This is a genomic window from Mycobacterium talmoniae (genome assembly GCF_001854525.1).
Taxonomy (GTDB): Bacteria; Actinomycetota; Actinomycetes; order Mycobacteriales; family Mycobacteriaceae; genus Mycobacterium; species Mycobacterium talmoniae.
On sequence record NZ_MLQM01000159.1, the window covers coordinates 1 to 12,411 of the forward strand.

The 12,411-nt window shown below is 71.7% G+C and carries 10 protein-coding genes; 8 read left to right on the top strand and 2 right to left on the bottom strand.

All coding sequences use genetic code 11. From position 1 onward, the window contains the following. The first annotated feature begins 288 nt into the window (after positions 1–288). From BKN37_RS21605 to egtE, 7 genes are all read left to right on the top strand, one after another. Complete coding sequence (locus BKN37_RS21605; protein WP_071029005.1) at positions 289–1,737, top strand: catalase; 1,449 nt, start codon at positions 289–291, stop codon at positions 1,735–1,737. A gap of 27 nt (positions 1,738–1,764) precedes the next feature. Next, a complete protein-coding gene (locus BKN37_RS21610) occupies positions 1,765–2,424 on the top strand; it encodes a sensor domain-containing protein (protein ID WP_071029006.1) in 660 nt (219 codons plus the stop codon). A 158-nt stretch (positions 2,425–2,582) separates the two neighbouring features. Continuing rightward, on the top strand, positions 2,583–3,863 hold the full coding sequence (egtA, locus tag BKN37_RS21615) for an ergothioneine biosynthesis glutamate--cysteine ligase EgtA (protein ID WP_071029013.1): 1,281 nt from the start codon (positions 2,583–2,585) through the stop codon (positions 3,861–3,863). After that, positions 3,860–5,140: an ergothioneine biosynthesis protein EgtB gene (gene egtB / locus BKN37_RS21620; protein ID WP_071029007.1), complete on the top strand. Its 1,281-nt coding sequence runs from the start codon at positions 3,860–3,862 to the stop codon at positions 5,138–5,140. Before egtA ends, egtB begins: the two co-directional genes overlap by 4 nt. After that, positions 5,140–5,829: an ergothioneine biosynthesis protein EgtC gene (gene egtC, locus BKN37_RS21625; RefSeq protein ID WP_071029008.1), complete on the top strand. Its 690-nt coding sequence runs from the start codon at positions 5,140–5,142 to the stop codon at positions 5,827–5,829. The genes egtB and egtC overlap by 1 nt, the downstream gene beginning before the upstream one ends. After that, positions 5,829–6,794 carry an L-histidine N(alpha)-methyltransferase gene (egtD, locus tag BKN37_RS21630; RefSeq protein WP_071029009.1) on the top strand — a complete coding sequence of 322 codons (966 nt, stop codon included), beginning with the start codon at positions 5,829–5,831 and terminating at the stop codon, positions 6,792–6,794. The genes egtC and egtD overlap by 1 nt, the downstream gene beginning before the upstream one ends. Beyond that, positions 6,791–7,918 (top strand): ergothioneine biosynthesis PLP-dependent enzyme EgtE, encoded by a 1,128-nt coding sequence (gene egtE / locus BKN37_RS21635; RefSeq protein WP_071029010.1) that lies wholly within the window; start codon positions 6,791–6,793, stop codon positions 7,916–7,918. Before egtD ends, egtE begins: the two co-directional genes overlap by 4 nt. Before the next feature lie 65 nt (positions 7,919–7,983). On the opposite strand, the gene BKN37_RS21640 is transcribed toward egtE, so the two are convergent. Further along, the gene (locus tag BKN37_RS21640) at positions 7,984–8,655 is read right to left on the bottom strand and encodes a class I SAM-dependent methyltransferase (protein ID WP_071029011.1); all 672 of its coding nucleotides are present in this window, start codon (positions 8,653–8,655) and stop codon (positions 7,984–7,986) included. Between the two features lie 238 nt (positions 8,656–8,893). Here BKN37_RS21640 and BKN37_RS21645 point away from each other — a divergent pair, with 238 nt between their 5' ends. Beyond that, positions 8,894–9,916 (top strand): alpha/beta fold hydrolase, encoded by a 1,023-nt coding sequence (locus BKN37_RS21645; RefSeq protein WP_083341958.1) that lies wholly within the window; start codon positions 8,894–8,896, stop codon positions 9,914–9,916. A 27-nt stretch (positions 9,917–9,943) separates the two neighbouring features. Here the strand turns inward: BKN37_RS21645 and BKN37_RS21650 are convergent. Continuing rightward, a partial coding sequence (locus BKN37_RS21650; RefSeq protein WP_131823669.1) for a helix-turn-helix transcriptional regulator occupies positions 9,944–12,411 on the bottom strand: 2,468 nt, incomplete at its 5' end.

The following is a 12,411-nucleotide window of genomic DNA, read 5'->3' on the forward strand; positions in this document are numbered from 1 at the left end:
CTCCGCCCCATCGGTAGCAACCGGACAACGCCCAGCCCTTTTCTTGATTCGTTCCAGTAAAGGGGCATACTGAGGGGCGATGACCTTCGCGGCACCTGATCGCGAACCCGGCGCCCCGTTAGCGGGCGCCGGGTTAGCGGTCACTGTGCAGCGCGCGCCCACCCCACTTCGGCCTCGCCGGCTTCGACGCTGGCGGGGCCGAAGTCGTGTGCTGGGGACGTGCTCGAATTGCCGTGCCGGTCAACCGGATTGCGTGAAGTCAGCCCATCGCAACGAGGAGGTAGCGCAATGACCGACAGCTACACGACTACCGATGGTGGCGCCGCGGCGCCCAGCGACACCGATTCGTTGACGCTGGGACCCGACGGCCCGATCCTGCTGCAGGATCACTACCTGATCGAGCAGATGGCCAACTTCAACCGGGAACGCATCCCGGAGCGGCAGCCACACGCCAAGGGCGGCGGGGCATTCGGGCATTTCGAGGTGACCAATGACGTCAGCGCCTACACCCGGGCGGCGGTGTTCGCACCGGGCACCAAAACCGAGACGCTGATTCGGTTCTCGACGGTGGCCGGCGAGCGGGGCAGCCCCGACACCTGGCGGGACCCGCGCGGTTTCGCGCTGCGGTTCTACACCTCGGAGGGCAACTTCGACATGGTCGGCAACAACACCCCGGTCTTTTTCGTGCGGGACCCGCTGAAGTTCCAACACTTCATCCGGTCGCAGAAGCGGCTGGCCGCCAACAACCTGCGCGACCACAACATGATCTGGGACTTCTGGACGCTCACCCCGGAGTCGGCGCACCAGGTGACCTGGTTGATGGGGGATCGCGGAATCCCCAAGACCTGGCGGCACATGAACGGCTACTCCAGCCACACCTACAGCTGGCTCAATGCGGGCGGTGAGATCTTCTGGGTGAAATACCACTTCATCAGCGACCAGGGTGTGCAGTGCCTGACCCAGGCCGACGCGGACCGGATCGCCGGGGAGGACGCCGACTACCACCAGCGGGACCTGTACGAGGCGATCGAGCGCGGGGAGTACCCGAGCTGGACGTTGAAGATGCAGATCATGCCGTACGAGGAGGCCAAAACCTACCGGTTCAACCCGTTTGACCTGACCAAGGTGTGGCCGCACGGCGACTATCCGCTGATCGACGTCGGGAAACTCACCCTGGACCGCAACGTCACCGACTACCACACCGAGATCGAGCAGGCGGCGTTCGAACCCAACAACATCGTTCCCGGCACCGGGTTGAGCCCGGACAAGATGCTGCTGGGCCGGGGGTTCTCCTACGCCGACGCGCACCGGGCCCGGCTGGGGGTCAACTACAAGCAAATCCCGGTCAACGCCCCGAAGGTGGATGTGCGCAGTTACTCCAAAGACGGTGTGATGCGGGTGCACAACGTCACCGACCCGGTGTACGCGCCGAACTCCTACGGCGGACCGAAAGCCGACCCGGACCGGGCCGCCGAGGTGCGCTGGTACGCCGACGGTGAGATGGTGCGCAGCGCCTACACATTGCGCAAGGACGACGACGATTGGGGGCAGGCCGGCACCCTGGTGCGCCACGTGCTCGACGACGAACAACGGGAACGGTTGGCCAGCAACATCATCGGCCACGTCTGCAACGGTGTGAAAGAGCCGGTGCTGACCCGGGTGTTCGAATACTGGCGCAACGTCGACCCTGATCTGGGCAAGAAGGTCGAGGAAGGAGTCCGCACCAACCTCGGCTGAGGTCCGGTCGTGCTTAAGATCGACGCCATGGGTACGCCGGTGACACACGGGTGGGCCATCGCGCTTGCCGTGACGGGTTTCGCAGCGCTCGCCAGTCCCGCGGTGGCCGCCGCGAATCCGTCGGAGCCGGGGGTGGTGTCCTACGCGGTGCTGGGCAAGGGGTCCGTCGGCAACATCGTCGGCGCACCGATGGGCTTCGAGTCGATCTCCCGCGAGCCCTACCAGGACTTCTGGGTGGACGACCCGGTCTGCAACAACTGGACCGACATCGGGTTACCCGAGGTCTACAACGATCCCGATCTGGCGTCGTTCAACAGCGCGGTCACCATGACCTCGGCCACCGACGACACCCACTTCGTCAAACAGGCGGTCGGCGTGTTCGCCACCGGGGACGCCGCCACCCGGGCGTTCCACCGGGTCACCGACCGCACCGGCGGCTGCTCGGGGCAGACCACCGGCCTGCACCTGGCGAACGGGGCCACCCAGACCTGGTCGTTCGACGGCGGGCCGCCCACCGCCACCGACGCGGCGTGGACCAAACAGGAAGCCGGCACCGACCGGCGCTGCTTCTTCCAGACCCGGTTGCGGGAGAACGTGCTGCTGCAGGCCAAGGTGTGTCAGTCCGGCAACGGCGGCCCGGCGGTCAACGTGCTGGCCGGGGCCATGCAGAACACCCTGGGGCAGTAGTGGCACGCAGTTTTTGGGTACCCGTAACCAACGTGTCACCGGCGACGCACAGGCAGATGTCGGTGCCCCTCTGCAAGATGGAAGGCTAGGCGGCTATCAGCCCGGTAGCCGCGCACCAGCCAATGGTCCACCGGGTGGGCCCGGAGGTGTCCGTGGAGATGACGTCCGCCATAACGTCGCAGGTGTCGCGGCTGGCCGAGGCCGGCGAGGGGGAGCTGGCCGGGGCGTCGGCGGCCGCCGAGCAGCTCGCCGACAGCTGCCTCACCGACGCCCCGCTGGGCCGCGTCGGCCTGGAAGTCGAAGCGCACTGCTATGACCTGGCCGACCCCGGCCGGCGGCCCGGATGGGATGAACTCACCGCGATTCTGAACGCGCTGCCCGCGCTGCCGGGCGGGGCGGTGGTCAGCGTCGAACCCGGCGGCGCGGTGGAGCTGTCCGGCCCGCCGCTGCCCGGTGCGGTCGCCGCGATCGAGGCGATGGCCCTCGACCAGGCGGTGCTGCGGTCGGCGTTCACCGCCGCCGGGCTGGGCCTGGTGCTGCTGGGCGCCGACCCGCTGCGGCCGGCGCGCCGGATCAACCCGGGCGCCCGGTATCAGGGCATGGAACAGTTCTTCACCGCCAGCTCCCCCGCGGTGGCCGGCGCGGCGATGATGCCCTCGACGGCGTCGATCCAGGTGAACCTGGATGCCGGACCGCGGGCCGGGTGGGCGGCGCGGGTGTGGCTGGCGCATGCGTTGGGCCCGACGATGGTCGCGATCGCCGCCAACTCCCCGCTGCTGGGCGGCGCGTTCTCCGGCTGGCAGTCCACCCGGCAGTGGGTGTGGAGCCAGCTCGACGCCGCGCGCTGCGGGCCCATCCTGGGCGGCAGCGGCGCCGACCCCGGCATCGACTGGGCGCGTTATGCGCTCAAGGCGCCGGTGATGCTGGTGCACAGCCCGGACGCGGTGGCGATGACCCAGTACGTGCCGTTCGCCGACTGGGCCGACGGTCGCACCCTGCTCGGCGGCCGCCGGCCCACCGAGGCGGATCTGGACTATCACCTGACCACCCTGTTCCCGCCGGTGCGTCCGCGGCGCTGGCTGGAGATCCGCTACCTGGACAGCGTCCCGGACGCGCTGTGGCCGGCGGTGGTGTTCACCCTGGTGACGTTGCTGGACGACCCGGACGCCGCCGATTTCGCGGCCGAGGCCGTGGAGCCCGTCGCCGCCGCCTGGGACGTCGCGGCCCGGCTCGGCCTGGGCGACCGCCGGATCCACACCGCGGCCACCCGGTGCGTGGCCCTGGCCGCCGAACGCGCACCCGCCCCGCTGCAGGACACCATGGGACGGTTGGTGCACCTGGTCGAGCGCGGCCGCTGCCCCTCCGACGACTTCGCCGACCGGGTGATCGAGGCCGGGATCGCCGCCGCGGTCGCCGAGATGGCGCAAGGAGAGCAGTGACCGCACGCGAAACGCTGGCCGACGAGCTGATCCGGGCGCGGGAGCGCACCCTGGCGCTGGTCGACCTCGACGAGGCCGAGTTGCGGCGCCAGTACGACCCGCTGATGAGCCCGCTGGTGTGGGACTTGGCGCACATCGGCCAGCAGGAGGAGCTGTGGCTGCTGCGCGGCGGCGACCCAGAGCGGCCCGGGCTGCTGCCGCCGGCGGTCGACGCGCTCTACGACGCGTTCGTGCACCCGCGCGCCAGCCGGGTCGAGCTGCCGCTGCTGTCCCCGACCGAGGCGCTGCGGTACTGCCGGACCGTGCGGTCGGCGGCGCTGGACGCCCTCGACGCCCTGCCCGACGAGCCGGACGCCGGTTTTGTGTTCGGGATGGTGGTCAGCCACGAACACCAACACGACGAAACCATGCTGCAGGCGCTGAACCTGCGCACCGGGGAACCGGTGCTGGATGCGGGGACCGCGCTGCCGGCCGGTCGGCCCGGCCTGGCCGGCACCTCGGTGCTGGTGCCCGAGGGGCCGTTCGTGCTCGGCGTCGACGCGGCCGGCGAACCGTTCGCGCTGGACAACGAACGCCCCGCGCACCCGGTCGAGGTCCCGGCGTTTCGGATCGGCCGGGTCCCGGTCACCAACGGTGAATGGCGCGCCTTCATCGACGACGGCGGCTACAGCCAACCCCGCTGGTGGTCGCCGCGCGGCTGGGAGCACCGGCAGCGCGCCGGGCTGACCGCGCCGCAGTTCTGGCACCCCGACCTGGCGACCCGCACCCGGTTCGGTCACGTCGAGGACATCCCCGCCGACGAACCGGTGCAGCACGTCACCTTCTTCGAGGCCGAGGCCTACGCGGCATGGGCCGGGGCGCGGCTGCCCACCGAAATCGAATGGGAGAAGGCGTGCGCCTGGGATCCGCGCACCGAGGCCCGGCGCCGCTACCCGTGGGGGTCGGCGGCGCCGTCGCCGGCGCACGCCAACCTCGGCGGCGGCGCCCGGCGCCCGGCCCCGGTCGGCGCCTACCCGGCCGGGGCGTCGGCGTACGGGGCCGAACAGCTGCTCGGCGACGTGTGGGAATGGACCAGCTCGGACCTGCGGCCCTGGCCGGGCTTTACGCCGATGATCTACCGGCGCTACACCCAACCGTTCCTCGGCGGCGACTACCGGGTGCTGCGCGGCGGATCGTGGGCGGTGGCGCCCGAGATCCTGCGGCCCAGCTTCCGCAACTGGGACCACCCGTACCGGCGGCAGATCTTCGCCGGTGTCCGACTGGCCTGGGACGCCTGATGTGTCGTCACCTGGGCTGGCTGGGCGCGCCGGTGTCGGTGTCGTCGCTGGTCTGCGACCCGCCCAACGGCCTTGCGGTGCAGTCGTATGCGCCGCGCCGGCAAAAACACGGGCTGCTGAACGCCGACGGGTGGGGGGTCGGGTTCTTCGACGGCACCGAGCCGCGGCGCTGGCGCAGCCCGATGCCGCTGTGGGGCGACGCCTCGTTCGCGTCGGTGGCGCCGGCGCTGCGCAGCCACTGCGTGGTGGCCGCGGTCCGCTCGGCGACCGTCGGCATGCCGATCGAAGCCACCGCGACCGCACCGTTCACCGACGGCCACTGGCTGCTGTCGCACAACGGCGTCGTCGACCGCGCGACGCTGCCGGCCTCGGGCTCGGCCGAATCGGCCTGCGACAGTGCGGTGCTGGCCGCGGCGCTGTTCGCCCGCGGCGTCGACGCGCTCGGCGAGGCCGTCGCCGCGATCGGGGCGGGCGACCCGGGTGGCCGGCTCAACATCCTGGCCGCCAACGGTTCCCGGCTGCTGGCCACCACCTGGGGAGACACCTTGTCGCTGTTGCGCCGCCCCGACGGCGTGGTGGTGGCCAGTGAACCCTACGACGATGACCCCGGCTGGCAAGACGTGCCGGACCGGCACCTGGTCACGGTCACCGAGGACCGGGTCACCCTGACGCCGCTGGAAGGATCGTGATGACCCTGTCGTTGTCGAACCACCTCGCCGCCGACGCCGCCCACCGGGCGCTGCGCCACGACGTGCGGCACGGGCTGCAGCGCTCACCGAAGTCGCTGCCGCCCAAATGGTTTTACGATTCGGTGGGCAGCGATCTGTTCGATCAGATCACCCGGCTGCCGGAGTACTACCCGACCCGCACCGAGGCCCAGATCCTGCGGGACCGATCGTCGGAGATCGCCGCGATCACCGGCGCGGACACCCTGGTCGAGCTGGGCAGCGGCACCTCGGAGAAAACCCGGATGCTGCTGGACGCCCTGCGCGCGGCCGGCACGCTGCGCCGCTTCGTGCCGTTCGATGTCGATGCCGGCATCCTGGAGGCCGCCGGGGCCGCGATCCAGCGCGAGTACCCCACGATCGAAACCGCGGCCGTCTGCGGGGATTTCGAGGAACACCTGGCCGAGATCCCGGGTGGGGGCCGACGGCTGTTCGTCTTTTTAGGCTCGACGATCGGCAACCTGACCCCGCAGCCCCGCGCCGAGTTCTTGGCGTCGCTGGCCGGGGTGCTGGCCCCCGGCGACAGCCTGCTGTTGGGCACCGACCTGGTCAAGGACACCGCCCGGCTGGTCGCCGCCTACGACGACGCCGCCGGGGTGACGGCGGCGTTCAACCGCAACGTGTTGGCGGTGATCAACCGGGAACTCGACGCCGACTTCGACGTCGACGCCTACACGCACGTGGCCCGCTGGAACGCCGACGCGGAACGGATCGAGATGTGGTTGCGGGCCGTTGGGCCACAACGGGTCCGCATCGGCGCGCTGGGGTTGACCGTCGACTTCGGTGCCGGTGAGGAGATGCTCACCGAGGTGTCCTGCAAGTTCCGTCCCGATGCGGTGGCCGCCGAATTGGCCGCGGCCGGGTTGCGGCGCACCCGGTGGTGGACCGACCCCGCCGGCGACTTCGGGCTGTCGCTGGCCGTCAAGTGAGCCAGCCGCTGGCCGACCGGTGGCGCGCGGCCCGGCCCGCCGTGGCCGGCCTGCACCTCGACAGCGCGGCCTGCTCGCGGCAGAGCTTGGCCGCGCTGGACGCCGCCGCCCGGCACGCCCGCCACGAAGCCGAACTCGGCGGCTACGTCGCCGCCGAGGCGGCCGAGCCGGTGCTGGACGCGGGCCGCGCGGCGGTGGCGGCACTGTTCGGCATGCCCGACGCCGAGGTGGTGTTCACCACCGGGTCGTTGCAGGCGCTGAACCTGCTGTTGGACAGCTGGCCGGGCGGTCGCACGCTGGCCTGTCTGCCCGGTGAATACGGCCCCAACCTGGCGGTGATGGAGGCGCACGGCTTCACCCGCCGGCTGTTGCCGGTCGACGACGACGGCCGGCTGCGGGTCGAGGAGGCGGGCGCCGAGTTGGCCGCCCACCCGCCCGACCTGGTGCACCTGACCGCGCTGGCCAGCCACCGCGGTGTGGTGCAGCCGCTGGCCGAACTGGCGCAGCTATGCACCGAGCTGGGGGTGCCGCTGATCGTCGACGCCGCTCAGGCGCTGGGTCAGATCGACTGCGCGGTGGGCGCCGACGCGGCCTATTCGTCGTCGCGCAAATGGATCGCCGGCCCGCGCGGGGTGGGCGTGCTGGCGCTGCGGCCGGGGTTGCTGGCCCGGCTGCGGCCGCGGCTGCTGCTGGCGGTGTCAGTGCCGGGGCTGACCGCCGCGCAGCGGCTCGAGTTCGGCGAGGCCAATGTGGCGGCCCGGGTGGGGTTTTCGGTGGCGCTGGGCGAGCACCTGGCCTGCGGTGCCGCCGCGGTGCGGGCCCGCCTGGCCGAGGTGGGCGCGCTGACCCGCACCGTGCTGGCCGAGGTGGCCGGGTGGCGGGTGATCGAAGCGGTCGAGGAGCCCAGCGCCATCACCACGTTGGCGGCGCCGCCCGGCGTGGACGTCGGGCGGGTCCGCGCCGCGTTGATCGCCCGGCACCGCATCGTGACCACCGCGGCCGGACCGCAGCGCGCGCCGCTGGAAATGCGGGAAGCGGTGCTGCGGGTGTCGCCGCACGTCGACACCACGGCCGCGGATCTGGCGGTGTTCGCCGCGGCGTTGACCGAGGTCACGGGTGGTTGACCCTGCGGCCATGGCGCAGAAGTGCGAGAAGACCACGCCGTGAGCGCAGTATCAACGCACGGGGTCTACGCCTTGTGCGCGCTTAGCAGGTACGCCGGCATCTTCATCCGCCCCTTGGCGTCGAGCGGATGCGGCGGCGGTGCGGCCGCGGCGCCGGGCACCTGCGGCACGTTGGAGTGGATGCAGGCCGGGCGGATCTCGTCGATCTCGAAGTACCTGCCGACCGCGGCCCGCAGTTCGTCCTCGTCGACCTCGTTGGGTTTGGTCTCCCAGTCGGCGGGGAAGGCGCCCTTGGCGAACACCAGCACGTAGTAGTGGGCGCCGGGGGCGGCCGCGCGGTGCACCGAGCGCAGGTAGCCGTCGCGGCCCTCGACCGGCAGCGAGTGAAACAGGGTGCTGTCGATGATCGTGTTGAACCGGCCGTCAAAGCCGGTGAAGGAGGTGATGTCGGCCTGCACGAACGTCGCGGTGCCCAACCCGCGGTCCTGGGCGGCCTGGGTGGCGGCGGCCACCGCGGTGGGGGTCAGGTCGATGCCGACCACGGTGTAGCCCTGCGCGGCCAGCGCCAGCGACAACTCGGCGTAGCCGCAGCCGGCGTCGAGTACGTCGCTGCGGACCTTGCCCGCGGCGATCAGCGCGGCCAGCTCGGGCTGCGGTTCACCGATATTCCACGGCGGCGGCCCCTCGAAGACGCCTTGCTCCCGGTACGCGCCGTCCCAGTCCATCACGTCGGTCATGGCTCCGACCTTACTCAGCGTGGTGTGCTGCCCGGTGTGCCAGCGAGTAGACGGCCTCCCCAAATTGGGTAGTGCACTACGCGCGTTCCGCGCGCGGTGCTCGGCGACACTGGATGGACAGCGCGGAGCTGGCCGAGAGGGGGTGCATGGTGCTTTCCGAGCAGCCACACCTACCGTTCGGCCCAGGGGGGAAATCGCCACCAGCGGCGACGTCGGCGACTGCGAAAAGTTGGGTTCGATGACGGCCTGGGGCCGGGTGGCCACCGTGTCGCAGCGGCACGCGGACGCACAGGTTCCTCGTGGACGCTGCAGCGGTCCGGCGCTGGAGTTCCGCACCATCCATGGCCACCAGTACGCCTTCCGAATCGCGGGGTCCGGTCCGGCCATTGTGCTCATCCATGGCCTCGGGGGCAGCTCATCGACATGGAACACGGTGCAGGCCAGGCTGGCTCGTCGATTCACCGTGATCGCCCCCGACTTGCTGGGGCACGGCAAATCGGTCAGCACCGGGACCGACTCCTCGGCATCGGCGTACGCCAACGCGCTGCGGGATTTGCTGCTGGTGCTGGGTATCGACCGAGTCACCGTGGTGGGGCATTCGCTCGGTGGTGGTGTCGCCATTCAATTCGCTTACCAGTTCCCGGAATTGGTCCAGCGCCTGGTACTTGTCGCCACCGGGGGAGTGTCCCGGGACGTCAGCATCGCCTTGCGAGTGGCGTCGCTGCCGATGGTCGGCGAAGCGCTGGCGGCGTTGCGGCTGCCGGGTGCGCTGCTGACGTTGCGGCTGGTCGGCCGGGTAGTCCGGCTGGCGGCCGGGTCCACCGGATTCGGCCTGGACCTGCCCCATGTGCTGCGGGCGCTGGGTGAGCTCAGCGAACCGGCGGCGTCCGCGTCGTTCGCCCGCCGGCTCCGGGCCGTCGTCGACTGGCACGGCCAAATGATCACCATGCTGGATCGCTGCTATCTGACCGAACCCATTCCAATACAGCTCATTTGGGGTGAACGAGATTCGGTGATCCCGGTGCGGCACGCTCGGCTGGCCCACGCCGCCATGCCGGGTTCGCGGCTGGCAATCTTCGACCGCTGCGGGCATTTCCCCTTCCACGATGACCCGGACCGGTTTATCGACGTGGTGGAGCGCTTCATCGACACCACCAAGGCCGCCGCCTACGACCTGGACCTGCTGCGCCAGTTGCTGCGCACCGGGTTGGCTGCCTCGCCACCCCGCCGGTCGACCGCCGCGGTGCGGTGGGCGACGTGAGGCGCAGCCCGGCCGGTGGCCCCGTAGTCAGCTGCCGCGCACGGTGGCGGCGAGTTCGTCGCGACTGGAGATCCCGAGCACGCCGCAGGCCCGGTAGATGTGGCCCTCGACGGTGCGGACCGACGTCACCAGCCGGTCGGCGATCTGCTGATTGCTCAGCCCTTGCCCGATGAGCTGGGCGATCTCCCGTTGGCGGGCGGTCAGCGGGGAGTCGAGGTTGCTGATCGCGACAAGGGCGGGGGTGTGGGCGCCGGTTTGGTCAGCGAGCCGGCGGGCGTGTGCGGCGGCGGCCAACGAGGAGCCGCGCTGTCCGCGGCGCTGATAGGCGACAGCCGCCTGCGCGGCGGCGTCACCGGCCGCGACCAGATCTCCCATCGCCTCACAGGCGGCCGACGCCGCGTCGAGACCGGGCCCGTCGCCGGCGGCAAGCGCGGCGGCATGGGCGTCGGCCGCGGGTGCACGGGGCCCGTCGACGAACGTCGCCAACTCGCGCAGCCGGGCGGCGCCACCCGGGTCCCCGAAGCGCGTCGCGGTCTGCAACGCCACAACTTCATACGCCCACTGGTGGCGCGCCGCCGCCAGCGCGGCCCCCTCGCGGGCGCGGGCAATCGCCGTCGAGGTGGCGCCCTCGGCGGCCTCCACCCACGCGCGGTCCAGGATCGCTTCGACGTCGAGATACCCGTAGGCGGGGTGGGCGGCCGCATCCAGCTCCGCCAACCGCTGGCGGGCCAGGTCGCTGTGGCCGGCCATGGCGTGCGCCCGGACCAGCGCCAGCAAACCCAAGTAGTCGTAGCCCAGGGCGCTGACACCCCGGAGCCCGGCGCGGGCCTCGTTGAGCATGCGGATCGCGATCGGCAACCGTCCGCGGGCCACCGCGCCGCAGCCGAGCAGGGTGAGCCCGAACAGATGCACGGGCCCCAGCTCCCAGCGGGTGCGCGCGTGCTGCTCGGCCACGATCCGCTCGACCTCGTCCAAATACCCGGCGGCGGCAAGCCCGGTGAGCTGAAAACTGCACAGCCCCTGCTGCAGCGACACCGCGTCGACCGCGGCGGCGGCGCCGCGATAGCCGCGGTGGGCCGCATCCGCGATCTGATCGGCCTGGCCGAGGCTGCCGAGGGCGCCGACCAGCCCGTAGGTGGCGACGGCGATCATCGGGCCGGGCAGCGCGGCGTGGGCCAAGGCGCTTTGGGCGTGGGACAGCGCCTGTTCGGGTCGGCCCAGACCGGCGCAGAACGCCGCCCGCATCGCCGTCACCGGGACCCGCCGGCTGTCGTCGCCGATGGCGGCTTCGGCCCGATCCAGGACCGCTTCGGCCTGCGCCAGGCGACCCAGCCCCCAAAACAGGTTGGCCGCGCGCACACTTGTCGCGGCCGCGCGCTGGGCATCGTCGGCGGCCTCGGCCTCCAGCCGCTCCAACTCGACCTCGGCGTCGTCGACGCGCCCGAGGCAGACGTGTGCATAGCTTCGGGCCAGCCGGGCGGGGAAGCCGCCGCCGCCCGCGTCGAGGGCGGCCCCGGCGAGCCGCTCACACGACGCCATGTCGGAGAGCAGAAACGCGATCTGGGCGGCGGCGGTGAACAGCGCCGGTTCCGGCGGCAGGTCGGAGTCGATCGTGAGCATCGCGCGGCGCAGTGTGCGTTCAGCGCCGGTATCCGGGGTTTTGGCCAGCGTGGCCGCCACCTGGCCGCGCAGCCGCCGCCGCTGCAGCTGCCCGGTGCGGGCCATGCGCAGCTCGCCGTAGAGCGGATGCGCCAGCCGCGCGGTCAGGTCATCGCGGCCCCCGGTCTCGACGGTGATCAGCCGGCGGGTTTCAGCTTGTTCGACGGCCCGCCTGCTGACCAGCGACATCAGTTCGTCAACGGCCAGCGGCTCGGCGATCGCCAGCAGGTCCACCACCCGGCCGACCGGGCCGGGCAGCGCCCCCATCTGTGTCTCGATGAGGCTGGCCAGCGGCGAGGACAGGTCAGGTCCGGACCCCGACCAGCGCCACACTCCGTGCTCGGCGTGCAGCCGGTCCGCGGCGCGCTCCTGGTCGACCAGATGCCGCAAAAACAGCACCACCCCGCGGCTCAGCTCCCACAGCCGGTGTGCGCTCAGGCCTTCCACCGGCCCGCCGAGCACCGCCTCGAGTAAGTCGGTGGTCTCGGCCTCCGACAGCGGTTGCAGGTCGATTCGCGGCAGGTAGCTGTCCTTCCACAGCGCGGTCACGGCGTCGGGCGCCGCCGCGCCGCTGCGCAGGGTGAGCACCACCGGCGCCGCGTGGGAGAGCACCAGGTGGTGCAGCACCGCCGCGGAGACGTCGTCGAGCAGGTGGGCGTCGTCGATCCCGATCAGGGCCACCCCACCGGCTGGGGCGGCGGCGACGGCGGCAGCGGCCTGCGGGATGGTCCGGGCCTGGTTGGTGCCGACCTCGCCCACCAGCGGCGCGAGTGCCCCCAATGCCAGCGGCCGCGACGAATGCGTCGCCCCCGCCCAGCGGACGGTGCGCCCGGAGC